16 protein-coding genes are annotated in these 18412 nt (G+C 69.0%); 2 read left to right on the top strand and 14 right to left on the bottom strand.

What is annotated here, in order from left to right; translation table 11 throughout:
• Positions 1–261: 261 nt before the first annotated feature.
• Both A176_RS20470 and A176_RS20465 read right to left on the bottom strand, forming a co-directional pair.
• Positions 262–1035 (bottom strand): trypsin-like serine peptidase, encoded by a 774-nt coding sequence (locus A176_RS20470; RefSeq protein ID WP_044890085.1) that lies wholly within the window; start codon positions 1033–1035, stop codon positions 262–264.
• A 3-nt stretch (positions 1036–1038) separates the two neighbouring features.
• Positions 1039–1833 carry a M57 family metalloprotease gene (locus A176_RS20465; RefSeq protein WP_002634935.1) on the bottom strand — a complete coding sequence of 265 codons (795 nt, stop codon included), beginning with the start codon at positions 1831–1833 and terminating at the stop codon, positions 1039–1041.
• A gap of 448 nt (positions 1834–2281) precedes the next feature.
• On the opposite strand from A176_RS20465, the gene A176_RS20460 reads away from it, so the two are divergent.
• Together A176_RS20460 and A176_RS20455 are read left to right on the top strand one after the other, a co-directional pair.
• Positions 2282–3460: a DUF6068 family protein gene (locus tag A176_RS20460; protein WP_049872345.1), complete on the top strand. Its 1179-nt coding sequence runs from the start codon at positions 2282–2284 to the stop codon at positions 3458–3460.
• Between the two features lie 129 nt (positions 3461–3589).
• Positions 3590–4711, top strand: a complete 1122-nt coding sequence (locus A176_RS20455; protein ID WP_002634937.1) for a hypothetical protein — start codon at positions 3590–3592, stop codon at positions 4709–4711.
• Between the two features lie 62 nt (positions 4712–4773).
• On the opposite strand, the gene A176_RS20450 is transcribed toward A176_RS20455, so the two are convergent.
• From A176_RS20450 to A176_RS20395, 12 genes are read right to left on the bottom strand one after another with little or no spacing between them, the layout of a single operon-like run.
• A complete protein-coding gene (locus A176_RS20450; protein ID WP_021781274.1) occupies positions 4774–5034 on the bottom strand; it encodes a hypothetical protein in 261 nt (86 codons plus the stop codon).
• Positions 5035–5087: 53 nt separating this feature from the next.
• Complete coding sequence (locus tag A176_RS20445; RefSeq protein ID WP_002634939.1) at positions 5088–9905, bottom strand: non-ribosomal peptide synthetase; 4818 nt, start codon at positions 9903–9905, stop codon at positions 5088–5090.
• Positions 9906–9944: 39 nt separating this feature from the next.
• Positions 9945–11348 carry a class I adenylate-forming enzyme family protein gene (locus tag A176_RS20440; RefSeq protein WP_002634940.1) on the bottom strand — a complete coding sequence of 468 codons (1404 nt, stop codon included), beginning with the start codon at positions 11346–11348 and terminating at the stop codon, positions 9945–9947.
• Complete coding sequence (locus A176_RS20435; RefSeq protein WP_002634941.1) at positions 11341–11925, bottom strand: hypothetical protein; 585 nt, start codon at positions 11923–11925, stop codon at positions 11341–11343. The genes A176_RS20440 and A176_RS20435 overlap by 8 nt, the downstream gene beginning before the upstream one ends.
• Entirely contained in the window at positions 11922–13043 is a 1122-nt protein-coding gene (locus A176_RS20430; RefSeq protein WP_002634942.1) for a beta-ketoacyl-[acyl-carrier-protein] synthase family protein, read from the bottom strand. The genes A176_RS20435 and A176_RS20430 overlap by 4 nt, the downstream gene beginning before the upstream one ends.
• Entirely contained in the window at positions 13037–13567 is a 531-nt protein-coding gene (locus A176_RS20425; RefSeq protein ID WP_082282782.1) for a 3-hydroxyacyl-ACP dehydratase FabZ family protein, read from the bottom strand. The genes A176_RS20430 and A176_RS20425 overlap by 7 nt, the downstream gene beginning before the upstream one ends.
• Entirely contained in the window at positions 13516–13950 is a 435-nt protein-coding gene (locus A176_RS20420) for an acyl-CoA thioesterase (protein ID WP_002634944.1), read from the bottom strand. Before A176_RS20420 ends, A176_RS20425 begins: the two co-directional genes overlap by 52 nt.
• The gene (locus A176_RS20415; protein ID WP_002634945.1) at positions 13947–15341 is read right to left on the bottom strand and encodes an aminotransferase class III-fold pyridoxal phosphate-dependent enzyme; all 1395 of its coding nucleotides are present in this window, start codon (positions 15339–15341) and stop codon (positions 13947–13949) included. The genes A176_RS20420 and A176_RS20415 overlap by 4 nt, the downstream gene beginning before the upstream one ends.
• The gene (locus A176_RS20410; RefSeq protein WP_002634946.1) at positions 15338–15610 is read right to left on the bottom strand and encodes an acyl carrier protein; all 273 of its coding nucleotides are present in this window, start codon (positions 15608–15610) and stop codon (positions 15338–15340) included. The genes A176_RS20415 and A176_RS20410 overlap by 4 nt, the downstream gene beginning before the upstream one ends.
• Entirely contained in the window at positions 15603–16601 is a 999-nt protein-coding gene (locus A176_RS20405; RefSeq protein WP_002634947.1) for an NAD(P)H-quinone oxidoreductase, read from the bottom strand. The genes A176_RS20410 and A176_RS20405 overlap by 8 nt, the downstream gene beginning before the upstream one ends.
• Positions 16602–16605: 4 nt before the next feature.
• Complete coding sequence (locus tag A176_RS20400) at positions 16606–17136, bottom strand: MaoC family dehydratase (protein ID WP_002634948.1); 531 nt, start codon at positions 17134–17136, stop codon at positions 16606–16608.
• 35 nt (positions 17137–17171) lie between these two features.
• A complete protein-coding gene (locus tag A176_RS20395) occupies positions 17172–18404 on the bottom strand; it encodes an aminotransferase class I/II-fold pyridoxal phosphate-dependent enzyme (protein WP_002634949.1) in 1233 nt (410 codons plus the stop codon).
• Positions 18405–18412: the final 8 nt, after the last annotated feature.

Raw genomic sequence — 18412 nt, 5'->3', positions numbered from 1 at the left:
CGTGAGGCGGGGCGACAACGCCTCGGCTCGCGCCAGCGTCTCGCATGTCGCGAGAAGCACGTCGAGTGACGTCAGGTGCGAGCGCCGCTGCTTGATTGGGGGTCAAACAACGCGCGCCAGGTGCTCACGCCGCCACTCGCCGCCTTCCACGCGGTGAGCGCTGCGGATAATCGGCGTGGCTTTTCGCGTCAACGGGGCCTGCGTGACAGCTCTGTGCCCGCGCCTGGTTGGAGGACCAAGGGGCACAGCGTCTGTCTGGGCTCACCGCTCGAGGATGTCGCTGTCCTGCAGATACTCGGAGGCCTCGACAATGGCCTCCACCGTCCAGCCCCGGTTGGAGCCCCGGCCACTGACTTCACAGTTGCCGTCGGTGTGGACGCCCACCAGGTGGCCCTGGCGGTTGAGGACGCCCGCGCCGGAGCTGGCGACCAGGGTGTCCAGGTCCTTGTAGAAGATGACCCCGTTGCACGCGTCCAGGTAGTCGCCCTCGGCGATGGCCTTCGGGTAGCCGCGGGGATGTTGGACGATGGCCAGCCGCTCGGTCGGCACCGTCGACAACAGCGTGGGGGTGATGTCGGGGAGGACGTCGAGCCGGATGAGCGCGTAGTCGGGCGCCAGCGATTGCTCGATGACGGTGCCTTCCGTGATCAGCGGGTCACCGTCCGCGTCGTCCTCGAAGTTGAAGACCAACAGCGACACGTCGCCGAGCCGGACACAATGGCCCGCGGTGAGCACCACGGGGCCCGCGCTGGCTTCAATCAACGTTCCGGTGCAGCGCCCGTCAATGAAGACGACGGCGTCTTCACGGTCCTGGATGACGTCCGAGAACTCCCCCTCGTAGCGGTTGATGGGGGTGAAGTCGAGCGTCGGACCGCACTGCGTGAAAGCACGAACCTCCGGATTGGAAGGCGTCTCACAAACCGAAGGCTCGGTTCGCTCGGCACGGCCACCGCAGGCGCTGAGGCCCACGGCGACCGTGCCAGCGAGGAGCATCCCCCACTGCATCAGGAAGGAATCCCTAGGGGGATGCGCCATGTCTTAGAACAGCCAGTTGAGGGCCGTGCGATCGGACGACGTGAAGACGCCCGTCGAGGAGGCGCTGAAGCAGGAGTTCATGATGGACGTGGTCGACGTGACGTTGGTCGTCGGCGTGCCCGGGATGTGGACGGCGCCCACGCCCGCGGTGCCCTCGTTCTGGGCCGCGCCACCGCAGCTGATGCTGCGGTTGAAGTAGTCCGTGTGACGCAGGCCGAGCGCGTGGCCAATCTCGTGCGCGATGACGTGCGTGCTCACGCCCTGGTTGTAGCTCTGCAGGCCCGTGCCGATGTTGATGACGCCGTAGGGACGGCCACCGGAGGGGAAGCCCGCCGAGCCACCCGCGCCGGACGTCGTCTGGGCGGTGATGCTCGCCTGGCAGCCCGAGCCACCGCGCTGCAGCCGGATGGTGAGGCCCAGGGCGTTGTAGTTGTTGATGGCCTGCGTGAGGCCCGTGTTCAGGCGGCTGTAGGACGTGAACGCGGACGTCGGGTTGACGCAGATGGTGGTGACGGTGACGCGGTTGGTGGTCCGATAGTGCTCGGGGCCCTGCTTGGCCAGCTCGGCCATCTCGCGCGACGCCTCGAGCGTCACGTGCGCATCGCGGCCGACATAGACCTTGCCTTCGTGGACCATGACGTCGTCCGCGGGGAAGCCGGCCTCGGTGACGTTGGCGATGATCTCCTCCTGCTCGCCCAGCTCTCCGCCCTGCATGTCGGCACCGCAGCCGGTCAGCAGCGCGCTACCGCTCACCACGAGGACTGCAGCTCCCTTGAACATCTTCTGGAACATGGGCATCGAAGGCTCCGGATTGTTGACTACGGGGGGACGCGTCGTCCGCCTGGTGTCCACCAGCCGCGGTGAGACGCGTCCCAGCCTCTGAGCAATTGAGGGGCCAACGTATCGTATAGACTGAGAAAGCCGAAAGTGTTGCTTAGTCTGGAGTGTCCGCGCACCAAGGCTCAGTGACGGACTCGTAAATGGCGTTGACGCCCGAGTCTCCAAGTCCGCGATAGTACGAGGGATTTTGCTGGAAACGGGGGGCGTTGCGAAACCACACAGTGATGTCTGGTTATCGGGCACCTGCCCTGTGGGGCAAAGACACCCCAGGCGGTGTATGCCATAGGTGAAAACAAACTCCACCTTTGAAATAACGCAATCGGTGAAAAGTGCACTGACGCACGGCTGAACGCGTTATTCGGGAAAGTCGAGTGGATGCCCACGCGCTCGGTGTATCCAGTCGCCCATGCCAATGCGCCACGTCACCTATTCTGCCGCCGCGCTGCTGGGCGCGGCTCTGTCAGTCCTCCCTGGCTGTGGGGGCACGAAGTCAAACAGCCCCTCGCCGATGGATGCCCAGGATCAGTCCTTTTCGACCCGCCAGGCGGCTGAAGCCTGGAGCCGCGCTCGCGTGGGGGACCGCGTCAGCTACGCCTTCTCCGCGTCGCAGGGCCCATCACCCGAAGGTGGTGACACCGCGAGGACGGTGGAGGGCCGTTTGACGCTGGATGTGGTGTCCGTCCAGGCGCCGTGGGTCTGGGTCCGCGTGGCGTACACGGATGCCGCGGGAGGCGCGCTGCCCTCGACGCGGCTGGCCAAGGACCTGGTGGTGCCCGTGCGCTCGGACGAAACGCGCCCGCTCGACGTTCCTCACTCGGGCACGGCCAGCGCGGAGAGTCCCTCCCTCGCGGGGCGCACCTGGGAGGCCCTCCGTTATGTCAGTGACCAGCGCCCCGTGGACGGGCCGCTGCGCTCGCGCGTGTATGCGAATGACTCGGGGCCGCTCTACCTCACCCGGGGCCTGCTCGAGGCCACGGTCGAGACGGCCGGGTTCCGCACGCCGGGCCGCATTCAACTGTCATTGCAGGAGCTGAACGAGGGCTCGCCCGCCACCCGCACGCCCGTCCCCGCGCTGGAGCGGCCGCTGGGGCCTGGCGCGTACTACGACAGGAAGGTGGACATCGCGCCCACGCATGAGGTGGCGCGTGTCTGTATCACCGCCGAGCGCGGCTATGTCCTGCGCACGGAGGGGCCGGTGGGCGCGGGCGGGGCCCCGTGCTCCGACTTCTCCCAGGCGGAGCCGGAGCCCCTGGAGGACCTGCTGATGAGCCTGCCCTGGGAAGTGCTGTCCTCCGGGGACTGGCCTCCCGTGGGTGCTTCCAGCGCGCGGGTCACCTTCACCGCGGGAAGTCGCTCCGTGCCCGCGGTCACGGAGCAGCGTCCCGAGGACGTCGACGGCACACAGCACGTCTTCTCGGAGACCTACGCGGCGGACCCCTGGGCGTCGGAGCTCGCGGGCATGCCGTATGAAGCTCGCTTCCAGCCGCTCGCCAGCGGCACCGAGCGCACGGGCGCGGGCGGCAAGCGCGAGTCCGTGGGCGAGACGCGCATGGTGAACTGGGGGCCGTGGCTCGGCGTGCAGTAGCGCGGGGCCGTTCGTCTTGAAGCATGCGCCTCACCCGGTATCCCTCGGGGCGGGTGGGGCGCTGCTCGACGTGCGGTGCGCGGCCTCCGCAGGCCCGGCGGGCTACACTGCCTCCGGACCGGAGGCTTCATGCATCTCGAGAGATTTCGTCGGCTGCCCGCGCTCGCGCTTCTTGGCCTGTCCTTCGTCGGCGGCTTGGGGTGCTCGGATGACGGGGCTGGCGTCGACACGCCGAATCCCCTGACGAACCCCAAGGACGGGCCTCCCGCCGGGAACCAGAATCCGGAGGCCACCTGCGCCATTCCAGCCGAGGCGGGCCTCGCGGACGTCTCGCGTCCCACCAGCGTCGTCGGCACGGGGAGTCCAGCGAGCTGCACCAGCGAGGCCTTCATCCAGGCCGTGGCGAAGGGCGGGGTGATTACCTTCGACTGCGGGCCCGAGCCGGTGGTCATCACGTTGGAGCGGACCGCGAAGGTCTTCAACGACACGGGGCCGGAGATCGTCATCGACGGCAAGGGGCTGGTGACGCTCAGCGGGGCGGGGCGCCACCGCATCCTCTACATGAACACCTGTGACCGGAACCAGGTGTGGACGACCTCGCACTGCCAGGACCAGGACCACCCGCGGCTGACGCTTCAGAACCTGACCTTCGTGGACGCCAACGCCAAGGCGGAGACCGAGTTCGACGGCGGCGGCGCGGTCTGGGTGCGCGGCGGGCGCGTGAAGGTCATCAACTCCCGGTTCTTCAACAACGTCTGCGCGGACACGGGACCCGACGTGGGCGGCGGGGCCCTTCGCGTGTTCAGCCAGCACCGGAACCAGCCTGTCTACGTGGTGAACACGACCTTCGGCGGCCAGCCCGGGTACGGCGGTGTCTGCTCCAACGGCGGCGGCATCAGCAGCATCGGCGTGTCGTGGACCGTGCTCAACAGCTTGTTCTCCCACAACCGGGCCATTGGCAACGGCGCGAACCCCGCGCGGCCGGGCACCCCGGGGGGCGGGAGCGGCGGCGCCATCTACAACGATGGCAACACGATGACGCTGTCGCTGTGTGGCACGCGCATCGAGCACAACGAGGTCAACGCGCACGGCAGCGCCATCTTCTTCGTGAGCAATGACCACTCGGGGAACATCCGCATCGACCGGTCCGTGATTCGCAACAACACGGGCGGCTCGTGGTACCCGACGCACCCGCAGATTTCGAACCACGATGACACGCCCATCACCGTGACGAACTCCACGATGGAGTGAACGCCGCTCCGCCGGCCTGATGCGCACAGGCCGGCGGACGCACCGCGGTGCTCCGTCGTGGCTTACAGCGGCTCCACTCCGCCCGGGCCGCAAGTGCCGACGAAGTTATCGACCTGGAAATAGGTATAGGTGCCGACCAGGGTGTACTGCACGCCACGCCCGGTGCAACTGGGATAGATGTATCCGACCTCCGTCGAATACGTGGCATCGCTGTACAGGGTCGTCCAATACATGGGCTCGCTGCTTGTCTGAGCGACGACCGGCGTTGCTCCCAGAACCATCGTGACAAGGGCCAACGACAGGGTCTTCACGTGCTTGTGCATCGCCATCTCCTGGGGTGGACGTTGAGTGGATGTACTTCTGGGAGGAGACGCTATCATTCAGGGGTGACTGTCATTGGCATGTGTGGATTTATCAACACGTCGTCCAATAGTTTTACAAGGTTCGCGTGCAGCCGTTCAGCGGTGTGGGTTTCAAACAAATCGGTGTTGAACTCCAGCGTGCCGGTGAATCCCTCGGAGGTCTCCGAGAGCGCCAGGGTGAGCTCGTAGGTCACGGAGCCGCGGTTGACGGGGACGGGCGTCACGGTGAGGCCTGGGAACTCCAGCGGCGCGGTGGGCGTGTTCTGCAGGACGAACATCGTCTGGAATACGGGTGGCCGGTTGGCTGGCAGCTCCACTCCGAGCGACGCGATGACCTGGTCGATGGGCACCTCCTGGTGGGCATAACCCGCCAGGGTTTCCTCGCGCACCCGCTGGAGCAGCTCGCGGAAGGGTGGCCGTCCACGCAGGTTGACGCGCAGGCACAGCCCGTTGACGAACATCCCGATGAGCGGCTCCAGCTCCGGCTGGAGCCGGTTGGCGATGGGCGAGCCGATGATGACCTCCTCCTGTCCCGCGTATCGGGCCAGCACGGCGCCAAAGGCCGCCAGTAGCGCCATGAAGGGCGTCACCTGTTCGCGGCGACAGAGGCCGTGCAATGCCCGGCTGCGCTCGGCGCCGAAGTCCACGGGCAGTCGAAGCCCGGTGAACGTCCGCGTCGGCGGTCGAGGCCGGTCCGTGGGCAGGTTCAACAGCGTCGGCGCCCCCTCGAGCGCCTTCTGCCAGAAGCCAATCCGTTCCTTCAGCTCGTCACCCGACAGCCAGTCGCGCTGCCACGTCCCATAGTCCGGGTACTGAATGGTCAGCGGCGGCAGCCCCGCGTCTTCACCCGTGACGCTGGCCGTGTAGAGCCGGCCCAGCTCGCGCGCGAGGATGCCCAGGGACCAGCCATCCGATGCGATGTGGTGCATGCAGAAGAAGACGATGTGTTCCTCGTCCCCCAGGCGCAGCAGCGACGCGTGCATGAGGGGGCCTCGCGTCAGGTCGAACGGGCGCAGCGCGGACGACAGCATGTCGCGCAGGGCCTCCTCTTCCCGGTCCTCCCTGCCTCGGAGGTCCACCTGCCGAAGCTGGAAGGAGGGCGGTGGCTGAATCCGTTGCACGGGCACGCCCGCCTCTTCGGCATAGGTGAGGCGCAGCGCTTCGTGCCGGGCGATGAGCCCTTGGAACGCGGCTTCGAGGTGGCGAGGCTCCAGCGGGCCCGTCAGCCGGAACGCGCGGGGGATGTTGTAGGCGCTGGACTCGGGGGCCCGCTGGAAGAATCGCCAGAGCCGCTCCTGGGCGAAGGACACGGGCAGCGCGCCCTCGCGAGGCACCCGGCGCAGGGGCGGCACGGGACGCGCGAGCGCGACCGAGGTCTCTGGACTGGAGAGCTGTTGCGCCAACTGGGCCACCGTGGGGCCCGCGAACAGCGTGCGCAGTGACAGCTCGACGCCAAGCTCGGCGCGGACCCGCGACACGACTTGCGTGGCGAGGAGCGAATGGCCGCCGAGGTGGAAGAAGTTGTCGTGGATGCCCACGCGCTCCATCTCCAGGAGCGAGGCCCACAGCCGGCAAAGCACCTCCTCCGTGAAGTTGCGAGGCGCCTGATAGCTGGAGGCATCTCCCTGCGCGGGCTCGGGCGAGGGCAGGGCGCGGCGGTCCACCTTGCCGTTGTGAGTCAGCGGCAGCGTGGGCAGCAGGGTGAATGACGCGGGCACCATGTGCTCTGGCAGCCGGTCCCGCAGCCAGGTGCGCAGCGAGGCCTGAGCGGGCGGCTCATCACGCGCGACGACATACGCGGCGAGCTTGCGGTCTCCGCCTGCCTGGAGCGCCACCACCGTGCAGTCCTTCACGGCCGGGTGCTGGCGCAACTGTTCCTCAATCTCACCCAGCTCCACCCGGAAGCCGCGAATCTTCACCTGCAGGTCGACGCGCCCCAGGTACTCGATGCGGCCGTCGGGCAGGTGCCGGCCCAGGTCTCCCGTCTTGTAGAGGCGCGCACCGGGCCGCGTGCTGAAGGGGTCTGGCACGAAGGTCCGCGCGGTGAGCTCCGGGCGGTTGAAGTACCCACGGCCCAGGCGCTCGCCCGCGACGTAGAGCTCTCCGGGGACGCCGATGGGCACCGGCCGCAGGTGTGCGTCCAACAGGTAGACGGGACCGTTCGTGATGGCGCGGCCAATGGGCACGGGGCGTCCCAACGGTGGGGGCGAATCAATGGGGTCGAAGGTGGAGAAGACCGTGCATTCGGTGGGCCCGTAGCCGTTGAGCAGCCTCCGGGGTGGCCCGTGCCGGAGCACTTCGCGCAGGGCCAGCGGGTCCGCGGCTTCGCCTCCGAAGACCAGCGTGTGGACATCGCGGAAGGCGTCCGGCACCTGGCGCGCCATGAGATGGAGCACCGCGGTGGTGACGAACATGATGGTGATGGCTTCGGCCTGGACCTGGGCGGCGAGTTCGTACGGCTCGCGCGCCGGGTCGGCGGTGATGCCGACGAGATGGGCTCCGTGGAGCAGCGCGCCCCAGATTTCGAAAGTGCTCGGGTCGAAGGAGGCGTTGGAGGCTTGCGCGACGCGGTCCTCCGGCGCGAAGCCGACGAAGTCGGAGTTCAGGAGCAGGGCCGCGACGCCGCGATGAAGGATGGCGCTGCCCTTGGGCCTGCCCGTGGAGCCCGAGGTGTAGATGACGTAGGCGACGTGGTCGGGTCCCGAGGTCAGTGGGAGCGGAAGGTCGGACTGCCGCGAGACAGCGTCTCCTGCCTCGTCGATGCGGACGATGGGGCCCTGGAAGGGCGGCAGGTGTCGCAGCCGGGCTTCGTGGACGAGCAGGAGTCCGACGCGGGAGTCCTCGAGCATGAAGGCCAGGCGTTCTGCCGGATAGGACGCCTCCAGCGGCAGGTAGGCACCTCCGGCCTTGAGGATGCCGAGCATGCTGACGACGAGGTCCACGGAGCGCTCGACACACAAGCCGACGAGGACCTCGGGACCCACGCCGAGCGAACGCAGATGTCGGGCGAGCTGGTTGGACCGGGCGTCGAGCTCCCGGTATGTGAGCCGCTGGGCGCCGTAGGAGACGGCGGTGGCGTCCGGCGTCCTCGCGGCCTGCTCGGAGAAGAGCGCAGGGATGCAGCGGTCGCGAGGGAAGTCGGCGGAAGCGGCGTTCCACTCGCTCAGCACCCGGTGGCGCTCGGCGGGCATGAGCAGGGGCAGCTCGGAGATGCGCTGGTGCGGGTCGTTGGCCGCGGCCTCCAGCAAGACCTGGAGGTGCTCCGCCATGCGTTCGATGCGCGCGTCATCGAAGAGGTCCGTGTCGTACTCGAAGGTGGCGCGAAGTCCTTCGGCGGTCCTCGCCATGTAGAGGATGAGGTCGCACTTCGCCGTCCCGGTGTTCACCTCCCAGGACTCCGCCGTGGCGCTGAGCTGGAGCGCCGCGGACGGGTCCGCCGCCAGCGTGGGCGCGTTCTGGAGGACGAACATCACCTGGAAGAGCTGCGCGTGGCGGAGGGTGCGCTCCGGCTGGAGGGCTTCGACCAGCTTTTCGAACGGCAGCTCCTGGTGGGCGAACGCACCCAGGGTGACCTCGCGCACGCGGGCCAGGAGGTCGACGAAGCGCGGGTTGCCCGACAGGTCATTGCGCAGGACGAGCGTGTTGACGAAGAAGCCGACGAGTCCCTCCACCTCCGGCCGGATGCGCCCGGAGATGGGCGAGCCGAGGACGAGGTCCTCCTGTCCCGAGTATCGCTGGAGGAGGACGCTGAAGCCCGCGAGGAGCGTCATGAACAGCGTCGTGCGCTCCTTGCGGCAGAGCGCGTCGATGGCCCGTGCGGATTCCTCGTGGAGGTGGAAGGTCCGCCGGGTGCCTTTGAACCGTTGGACGGCGGGCCTGGGGCGGTCGGTGGGGAGCGCGAGGAGGGTGGGAGCTCCCGCGAGACGCTTGCGCCAGTAGGGAAGGAGCCGCTCCTGGGTTTGTCCTGGCATCCACTTCCGTTGCCAGTCGGCGAAGTCGGCATACCGGAGGTCGAGCGAGGGGAGGGATGAAGGCCGTCCCGCCGTGAAGTCCGAATACAGCGTCCGGAGTTCACGCATGAGCACGCCCACCGTCCAGCCGTCGGAGACGATGTGATGGACCGTGAGGAGGAGCCGGTGGTCGCGTTCCTGGAGCCGGAGCAGGGTGCCTCGGAGGAGGGGACCTGTGTGGATGTTGATGGGGGCTTGTGCTTGCGCCTCGGTGATGCGCGACAGCTCCACCACGCGCGCGTCCTCGGAGAGGTGGCTCAGGTTGATGACCGGCAAGGGGAAGGCGCGCGGCGGCGTGATGCGCGAGACCGGCGTCGCACCGCTGGCGGCGAAGGTGGCGCGGAGCGACTCGTGGCGGCGGAGCAGCTCATCGAGGGCGCGCTGGAGCACGCCGACATCGAGCGGTGAGGTGATGCGGTAGAAGACGGGGATGTTGTAGGTGGCGGTCCCTGGGTGGAGCTGCTCCATGAACCAGAGCCGCTCCTGCGCGAACGAGAGCGGCAGCGCGTCTCCGGAAGTGCCAGGGCGGAGGGCCACGTCCTGCTCCGGTGCCGAGGCACCCCGCGCCGACTCGATGGCTTTCGACAGCTCCGCGATGGTGGGCGCATCGAAGATGCTGGGCAGGGGGAAGCGGAGATGGAAGAGCTCGTTGAGCCGCGAGACGAGCTGGGTGGCGATGAGGGAGTGGCCGCCGAGCTCGAAGAAGTCGTCGTGGATGCCCACGCGATCGACTTCCAGCAGCGCGCTCCAGAGCTCGCAGAGGACCTCCTCCGTCGGGTTGCGCGGGGGCTGGTAACTGGCATTCGGGATGGCGAGCGTCATGAGCAGGTCCTTCGAGGTGGAGAGGGGGGCCCTACGGGCTCACTTGTGCAGCGCGGCGGTGGCGCCGTCGGCGGGGACGACCTGGATGCGCCTCGGTCGCTCCGCGAGTCGCAGGAGGCGGGAGAGCGCCTCGGACACGTGCTCCATGGGGCGGCCTGCGTCGGCCACCGTGAGGATCATCTCGTAGTCGTCACCCTCGGCGCCGGGGACGACCTGCGTCCGGGCCGTGAGCACACCGGGGAGCGTGGTGGCCAGCCGTCGCACGGAGGCCATGCAAATCTTCTCGCTGCCCCGGACGAGGAAGTCGGAGAGGCGTCCCTGGAAGTACAGGTAGCCGTCCGCGTCGATGTCGAAGATGTCTCCGGTGGCCAGCAGCCGGTGGCCGCGCCACGCGTGCAGCTTCTCGCCCTCCACCAACCCGATGCGCCGCTTCATCAGCGTGTCCGAGGAGACCAGCAGCTCCTTCTGTCCACTGGGGCCTCGGGGGACGAGTGACACCTGGGTCCCCGGGAGCGGGAGGCCCACGGAGGCGAAGCGGTGCGCGGGCTCGGCATGGGCCGCGAGCGTCGCGACGCGGGGGCCGGCCTCCGACAGGCCATAGGTGAGGTACAGCTCGCCGCTGGGGCGCTGGCGCAGCAAGTGCTCCACGTGCTCGGGGGAGAGAACGTCACCTCCGATGCCCAGGGAGCGCAGGTGCGTTGGAAAGGCGGCGCCCTGCTGGAGGAGCGAGCGGACCAGGAGCGGCGTCAACGCGGACACGGTGATGCCCTGCTCGGCCAGCAGTCGCGAGTACGCGGCGGGTTGGAAGGGCGGTCCGCTGATGACCAGGTCCGCGCCTCGAAGCAGCGACGCGAAGGCTTGGGCCACCATGGCGTACGAGTAATAAAGCGGCAGGTTCACCAGCACGGTGTCGCCCGGGCGCAGGCCCACCGCGTCCGCGTGACGGCGCGCGTTTCGGAAGAGCGCCTCGAGGTCGAACACGCAGCCGCTGGCGAAGCCCGACGTGCCCGACGTCAGCAGCACCATCTCCCCGGGGTTCGCGGCGGGTGGTGCTGCGTCGGGGAACAGGGCCACCTCTGCGCCGCCCAGCGTGAAGCGCTCCGCGTCCGGGGCATGAGGGGCGGGGCGGCGCATGGCGACCAGCGCCCGCGCCGGGAGTGCCTCCACGAGCGCTTGCTGGCGAGACGTGGGCGAGGAGGGCGACACCAGCGCAGGCACCCCACGCGCGGCGAGGATGGCGAAGACCTGGGCCAGCAGCTCCGCGCCGTTGGGCAGGGCCAGCAGGACGACGTCACCCGGCCTTAGCCCACGCGCGCGCCACGAGGCGGCGAGCTGCTCCAGGGGCGGCGCGGAGGCGGCGGTGGTGAGGTCCCGGACACGGTCCAGGAACCTTTGGATGACTGGCAGGGAGACGCCCGCGAGGTCCGGCGTGGTTTCAGTCATGGGCGCACGGCTCGGGGAGGAGGGTCTTCACCAGGAGCGCCGGGTCCACCGCGGGACCTTCTCCCCGCGTGAGCACCACGCAGGCGGCGTACGGCGCGCCGTGACGCGTGACCGCCGTCCCGATGAGCGCGTAATCAGAGACGCCTCGGCTGAGCCAGGCGGCGGAGAGCGCCAGGGCGATTCCGGCACCGTCTGCCACGGGCATCGTCAACGTGAGCGTGGGTCCACGGATGCCGTGCACGATGCAGGCGAGACCCGTGGGGGCGCTCGGCGTGGCGGCGGGAAAGCGGAGCGGGGAGGCGAATCCGCGCAGGGCGTCGCGCGCGGTCTGCGTCATGGCGTCCGGTGGCGCCTCGGGGCCGACCTGGATGAGCGCGCAGCGCTCCACCGTGGACCGGAACGACTCACCCAGCGGCTCGGTGGCCTCGCCAATCGCGAGCACCCAGGCCCAGGCCAGCGGGTCCGCATAGCGCACCGCGTGCTTCACGCGCGCGGGGTAGGGGTTCGTCGCGTCCCCTCGCGTCGACGCGCTCGCACGGAGCACGGGGGAGGTGTTGGCCAGGGGCGTCGGGTTCATCGCGGGACCTCGAAGACGAGCGAGGTGTCGAAGCCTCCAAAGCCGAGCGTGAGGCTCAGGCCGAGCCGCTCGTCATGACGCACAGGACATCCCACGGGGAGCGGGCAGGGAAAGTCCTCGTCGGGTTGCTCCAGCCCGGCGATGGGGGGCACCACGCCCTCGCGCAGCGCGAGGATGAGGGCAATGGCCTCCATCGCGCCGGTGGCGCCGAGCGTGTGGCCGAACGCGCCCTTCGTCGCGAAGACGCACGGGAGCGGCCCCGTCTTGAACACGGCCCTGAAGGACTCCGCCTCCGCGCGGTCATTCGCGGGCGTGGCCGAGCCGTGCGCGTTGACGAGCCCGATGTCTCCCGGCGCCACTCCCGCATCCTGAAGGGAGCGTTCCATCGCCAGCCGTGCCCCCGTGGCGGCCGGGTCCGGAGAGGTCATGCTCGCCGCGTCGTTGGCCGAGCCCGCCCCCCGGAAGAGGGCGAACACTGGCGCCGAGCGCTCTCGCGCATGGGCCATGGACTCCAGCACCAGGAAGCCCGCGCCCTCACCCAGCAGCATGCCGTCATGCCGGACATCGAAGGCACGCGACCGGGTGGGGGACATGGTGGACAGCGCGGAGTGCGCCAGCCGCTTGCTCGGGGTGAGCACATCCACGCCGCCGCAGAGGCATACGTCGGCGGCGCCAGCGCGGATGAGCTCCGCGCCCACCATGATGGCGTCCGCGCCCGAGGAGCACGCCGTGGAGAGGGCGACGGGCGCCGCGCGCGCGCCCACCGCGCGAGCCACGTCGTCAGCCCAGGTGTGGAGCGGTGCCTCCTGCTCATGCGCGTCATCGAGCCAGGCACCCAGGCTCGTGCCCAGCACCAGCCGCGTGCGGGCGCCGCCCGCCTCCAGCTTCGCCTCCGCCAGGGCCCGGCCCAGCGTCTCCACCGCCAGGCGACGCAGCCGGGACGCGGGGGCTTCCCCGTGCGAAGGGATGACCGCGGCCAGCGTGTTGCGCAGCCGGTGGGGAGAGTCCACGGGGACGAAGCCGTGTTCGCCGGCGAGCAGCCGCCGCCACACGTCGTCGAGCCCGTGGCCCAGGGCCGTGCTCCACGCGGCCCCGGTCACCGCGACGGGTGTCACCATAGCGGCGTGCCCATCTCCGAGACCTTGGAGCGGACGAGGCTCGCGCGGAACGCCGCCACGCGGCGGTTGCCCACCATCGCCTTGCCTGAGTAGACGAAGAGGCCACCGGCCAGCCGGTTCACCTGGACGCGCAGCAGCACCTGGTCCCCCGGCACGACGACTTGCAGGAACCGGCTCTCCACCGAGCCGATGAGCGTCAGCTCGTCCTCGGCCAGGAGCGAGGTGCTCATCTGGTAGAGGATGATGCCCGCCTGGGCGAAGGCCTGGATGAGATTGCTGCCGGGGTAGATGGCGCGTTCGGGGAAGTGCCCCGCGATGCAGTCCAGGTTCCCGGAGATGGAGATGAGGGCGTCGAGGAACTTCCCGGGCTCGTGGTCGACGATGCGGTCCAGGAGGATCATCGGGTGCCGGTGACGGAGCCACTGGCGAAGCGCGGTGAAGCCCAGGGGCTTGGGCTGTCGCTCCGGCGGATTCAGGGGGAGGGGGACCGCTTGAGCGCGGCGCTGAGTGTCGGTGGAATGCATGTGGGTTCTCCGCTCTCTCGGTTGACGACAGCCATGTCCAGACTTCCAGCGGCGAGCAGCAGCGGCTCGGACGCCGTGCCCTCGCGGTAAACACTCACACCCAGCTTGAGGCTCGCGGGGCCGACGTGTTCCAGGCGGGCTTCCAATCGCAGCCAGTCCTGGAAGCGCGCGGCGGCGCGGTATTGGATGCGCAGCTCACGCACGCGCAGGTCGAGCCCCTGTCCTTCGAGCACCTCGAGCCCCGTGCCGCGGCGCTCCAGGGTCTCCAGCGCCGCGGTCTCCAGCAGCGACGCGTAACGTGAGAAGTGGACGACCCCGGAGGCATCGGTGTCGACGTGCTCCACCCGGTGACGCGAGGCGGGGATGGGGAGGGCGTCCATCATCGTCCTGCCTCCACGAACCTCCGGGTGCCCTCACGGATGCGCTCGACGATGCGCCGCAGGTCCTCCTCGCCCGCGATGAGCGGCGGGGCGATGCGCATGGCCGGGAACATGTAGCGAAGCCCGTGGGAGCGCCGGCCCGCGCCGGCCATGAACTCCACGAAGACGCCGGACTCGAGCAGTTGGTGACGCAGCCGGGACAGGCCACCGGCGGCCCGCTCGGTCAGCTCGATGCCGTTCATGTAGCCCAGGCCACGGACTTCGAGGAACAGCTCCGGGAAGGCCTCCACCACGTCGCGGTGCAGGCGCTCACGCAGCTCCACGCCCAGGGGTCCAGCGCGCTCGATGAGGCGCTCCTCCGCGAGGTAGCGGAGCCCGGAGCGCATCAGCGCGCAGGTGAGGGGCCGCAGGTCCGACGTGGACACCGCGCCGCTGGAGCGTACGGACAGTTCGCGCCGCGCGATGACCATGGACGTGGAGACCGCGCCCATGCCCAGGCTCTTGCCAATGACGGTGATGTCGGTGGGGATGGGCCCCTCCTCGTCCGTCATGGCGAAGAACTGACCTGTCTTCGCGAAGGTGAGCACCTCGTCCGCGACCAGGAGCACGCCGTGCTCACGGCACAGGCCCGCCAGCCGCCGCAAGTAGCCCGGTGGCGGGACGAGGATGCCGGCGTCGCCCTGGATGGGCTCGACGATGACCGCGGACAGCTTGGAGCCCTCCAGGGCGAAGTAGCGCTCCAAGGGCTCCTGCTCGCCGAAGGGGAGGAACGCGACGTCCAGTCCGAAGGGGGCTTCGGAGACGGGCGCGGGCAGGCCCAGGCGGTAGTGCCGGCGGTTGAGCAGGGGCACCAGGCCTCCTGTCCAACCGTGCCACGCGCCTTCGAAGGCGAGCACGGTGCGCCGTGCCTCGCGGCCCGCCTTGGCCGTCAGCCGCCGCCGGTCGAAGCCAGACTCCAGGACCAGGCGCAGCGCCAGCTCCAGGCCCTCGGAGCCGGAGTTGCGGCCGCTCGCGTGGTACGCGCTGCCCGGAAAGCGGTCCGCCCAGCGGCCCCCGGGGCCGAACAGCTCCTCCAGCAGCAGCGTCCGCTCCAGGGAGCCCAGCTCATCGGTGACGTAGCCGCGCTCCAGGCCCTCCCGGAAGGCGGGCTGGAGGCAGGCGTGGCCCGCGCCCAGACAGGCGCTGGCGTAGCCGCCGCTCGCGTCCAGCACCTCCAGCACCCGGCCCGCGTCCTCGCCTTCCAGCGGAACCATCTGCTGGACGAGCCCGCGCGCCTGCACGCAGGTGAAGGGCAGGCGCCCTCCGCCGTAGTGGTCCATCTGCAGGGCCTGTCCGGCACGCAGCCGTTCCAGGTCCGCGGGCTCCAGCCGTCCTCCGGGCGCGGGGACCTTCACCACGCGCCTCCCTGGGCCGAGGTCTTCAGGCCCACGATGAGCGAGGCAATCTGATTCACCGTGCGGAAGTTGTCCGAGTTGAAGTCCTCGTCGGAGATGCGGACGTTGAACTCGTCCTCGCAGATGACGCGCAGCTCGAGGAATCCCACGGAGTCCAGGCCGATGACGGACTGGAGCCCGTCGTCCACGCCAATCTGCTCCGGGGGGAGCTCGACGAACAGGTTGGTGACGAGGATCTTCTTGATGCTCTGCGTGAGCTCTTCATGCATGGCTGACATTCCTTTCCAAAGTGAGCACGAGCTTTCCGATGTTGCGGTTGGCTTCCATCTCCGCGAGCGCCGCGCCCACGTCCTCCAGCGGGTAGCGGGCGTGGATGACGGGCCGCAGCCCGCCCTGAGTGAGCACCTCCGTCCATCGCTCGCGGAAGCGCGCGTTCACCTCGCGCTTCTCCTGCATGGGCCGCAGCCGGAGGGATGAACCCTTGAGCTGGAGTCGGCGCTGGACGATGCGCAGCAGGTCCACCTGCGCGGACATGCCGTCGAGCAGCCCGACCAGCACGAGACACCCCTCATGTCCCATCACCGCCAGGTTGCGCTCCAGATAGGCCCCGCCGATGAAGTCCATCACCAGCGGGACGCCTTCTCCGCGCGTCCGCTGGAGCACCTCGTGGACGAAGTCCTGCTCGCGGTAGTTGAAGACCGCGTCGGCCCCCAACGCGCGGAGGGCCTCCGCTTTCCTGTGAGAGCCCACCGTGCAGTAGGTGGTGGCGCCCACGTGACGGGCCATCTGCACCATGGTGGTCCCGATGCTGCTGGCCGCCGCGTGGATGAGGACCGCCTGCCCCGGCTTCAAGTCGCCGAGGGTGAAGAGCGTCTCGTTCGCGGTGAGACACGATTCGGCGGTGGCCGCTGCCTCCGCGAAGTCGAAGCAGGAGGGGATGGGGATGGCCATGCCCTGGTCCAGCAGGCAGTACTCGGCGAGCCCGCCGCCCTCCACCACGCCGAACACGGGCTGCCCGTGGGTGAAGCCCTTCACGTCTTCGCCCCAGGCCTCGACGGTGCCCGCCACCTCCACGCCGGGGATGGCGGACTGGCCTTCGGGCACGTGGTACTCGCCCTGGCGCTGGAGCAGGTCCGCGCGGTTGAGCGCGGTGGCCTGGACTTTCACCAGGAGCGCCTCCCGTGTGGGCACGGGCCTGGGAACTTCGCGCAGCTTCACCACCTCCGGTCCCCCGGAGCCTTCGAAGACGACGGCGCGCATGGCGTCAGTACCTCGCCCTTTCCTCGACGGCCCGCTCGCGGGTGGGCACGAGGAAGCTGCGTTCGAAGGAGAGGAAGACCTCGCCCTTCGACGTGAGGCCCACCGTCTCGCAGGTGATGATTCCTTCCCCCGCGCGTCCGGAGGACAGCCGCTTGGCGAGGATGCGACTCTCCGCGTAGAGCGTGTCTCCAGCGAAGACGGGGTGGGTGAGGCGAATCTTGTCCCAGCCCAGGTTGGCGGTGGCCCGGCCGCTGGTGCTGCGCACGCTCATCCCGCAGACGATGCTGAACGTCACCAGGCTGGAGATGAGCGGCTTGCCCCACACCGTCTGTTCGCAGTACGCGGCATCCAGGTGCAGCGGTGACGGGTTCATGCACAGCGTGTTCATCAGGACGTTGTCGGCCTCCGTCACCGTCCTGCCGGGGCGGTGTTCGAAGACGTCCCCCACGGTGAAGTCCTCGTAGTGGAAGCCGAGGACCTCCCGGTACCGCTGGGGTCCGAGCTGCTTGTAGCCGGTGATTCCGGTGCCCTCCATGGTGTGTCTCCTCGTGGCGCGAAGGCGGACGCCGGTCAGAAGTGGGAGAGGATGTCTTTGACGTCGTCGCAGAAGGTCTGGACCTGCTGCTCCGTCATGTCCGCGCGCATCATCACGCGCACGCCGGCTTCACCCCGGGCGACGACGGGGAAGAACACGGCGGAGCAGTAGTAGCCCCGCTGGTACAGCTCCGAGGACAGCCGGATGGCCCGGTCTTCCTCACCCACCTGGATGAGGCGGATGGGCATGCCGTTGCCCGCGTTCGGAGAGGGGAACTGGCTGTCGAAGAGGTTGATGTTGCGCTGCAACTGGTCCTGGAGCTGGCGCAGCTCCGGCGAGCGGTGCAGCTCGATGCTGGCGAGCGACGCGCCCACCGACGGCGTCTGGATGTTCTGCGACCACGCCAGCGGCCCCGCGTTCCGGTAGAGGAAGTCGAAGATCTTCTCGCTGCCCAGCATGGCGATGCCACCCGCGCTGCCGAACGCCTTGGCCAGCGAGGCGACAATCATGGTCAGCGGGTTCATCTTCAGCCGCGAGCGGATGTAGCCCTCGCCGCGCTCGCCGGTGATGGAGAGCGAGTGGGAGTCATCGATGTAGAGGAACAGGCCGTAGCGCTCCTGGAGCTGCAGCAGGCCCTCCAGCGCGGCGAGGCCGCCCATGGAGTAGGCGCCGTCCGCGACGTAGGCCACGCGCGGGTACTTCTTGCAGACGTCCTCCAGGTAGTTGAGGTCGTTGTGCGGGCTCGTCAGGACCAGGCTCTCATCGCCGCAGATGGGTTTGATGTAGGCCATGGAGAAGTGACAGAAGCGGTCGAACACCATGACGCGCGGCTGGCCGTCCTCGGTGACGTGGCCGGAGGCCAGCAGGGGGAGGATGCCCGCGGTCAGCGCGCTGCAGGTGGCGCCGGGCAGGGTGGGGCAGCCGTACAGCTCCCGGAGTCCCTCCTCCATGCGCGCCATCAGGTTGAGGCGGATGCGCAAGGTGGACATGGCCAGGCTGTTGGTACCGGCCTCCCGGAGCGCGTCGATGGAGCCCTGGATGATTTTCGGGTGGTGGTTGAGGCCCAGGTAGGAGCACGAGCAGAGCGTCATGAACGCGTGGTTCGTGCGGGTGTCGACGAGCCGGTTGTTCGACTCGAAGTCCACCTTGATGCCGATGAGGCCGTTGTCCTTGGCGTGCTGCCAGCCACGGTCGCCCACGGCGATGAGCTTCTCGTTGTTGCGGTAGCGCCGGGGACCCAAGACGCTCTGCTCGCTGCTCGTTTCCATGTGGACTC

Origin of the sequence: Myxococcus hansupus, from assembly GCF_000280925.3 — a bacterium.
Taxonomy (GTDB): domain Bacteria; phylum Myxococcota; class Myxococcia; order Myxococcales; family Myxococcaceae; genus Myxococcus; species Myxococcus hansupus.
This window is presented reverse-complemented; position numbering and strand designations above follow the sequence as displayed.

Bases quoted from the DNA above. Each gene is read 5' to 3' on its own strand.
- A176_RS20470 (WP_044890085.1), bottom strand. From the start codon at position 1,035: ATGGCGCATCCCCCTAGGGATTCCTTCCTGATGCAGTGGGGGATGCTC.
- A176_RS20465 (WP_002634935.1), bottom strand. From the start codon at position 1,833: ATGCCCATGTTCCAGAAGATGTTCAAGGGAGCTGCAGTCCTCGTGGTG.
- A176_RS20460 (WP_049872345.1), top strand. From the start codon at position 2,282: ATGCCAATGCGCCACGTCACCTATTCTGCCGCCGCGCTGCTGGGCGCG.
- A176_RS20455 (WP_002634937.1), top strand. From the start codon at position 3,590: ATGCATCTCGAGAGATTTCGTCGGCTGCCCGCGCTCGCGCTTCTTGGC.
- A176_RS20450 (WP_021781274.1), bottom strand. From the start codon at position 5,034: ATGCACAAGCACGTGAAGACCCTGTCGTTGGCCCTTGTCACGATGGTT.
- A176_RS20445 (WP_002634939.1), bottom strand. From the start codon at position 9,905: ATGACGCTCGCCATCCCGAATGCCAGTTACCAGCCCCCGCGCAACCCG.
- A176_RS20440 (WP_002634940.1), bottom strand. From the start codon at position 11,348: ATGACTGAAACCACGCCGGACCTCGCGGGCGTCTCCCTGCCAGTCATC.
- A176_RS20435 (WP_002634941.1), bottom strand. From the start codon at position 11,925: ATGAACCCGACGCCCCTGGCCAACACCTCCCCCGTGCTCCGTGCGAGC.
- A176_RS20430 (WP_002634942.1), bottom strand. From the start codon at position 13,043: ATGGTGACACCCGTCGCGGTGACCGGGGCCGCGTGGAGCACGGCCCTG.
- A176_RS20425 (WP_082282782.1), bottom strand. From the start codon at position 13,567: ATGCATTCCACCGACACTCAGCGCCGCGCTCAAGCGGTCCCCCTCCCC.
- A176_RS20420 (WP_002634944.1), bottom strand. From the start codon at position 13,950: ATGATGGACGCCCTCCCCATCCCCGCCTCGCGTCACCGGGTGGAGCAC.
- A176_RS20410 (WP_002634946.1), bottom strand. From the start codon at position 15,610: ATGCATGAAGAGCTCACGCAGAGCATCAAGAAGATCCTCGTCACCAAC.
- A176_RS20405 (WP_002634947.1), bottom strand. From the start codon at position 16,601: ATGCGCGCCGTCGTCTTCGAAGGCTCCGGGGGACCGGAGGTGGTGAAG.
- A176_RS20400 (WP_002634948.1), bottom strand. From the start codon at position 17,136: ATGGAGGGCACCGGAATCACCGGCTACAAGCAGCTCGGACCCCAGCGG.
- A176_RS20395 (WP_002634949.1), bottom strand. From the start codon at position 18,404: ATGGAAACGAGCAGCGAGCAGAGCGTCTTGGGTCCCCGGCGCTACCGC.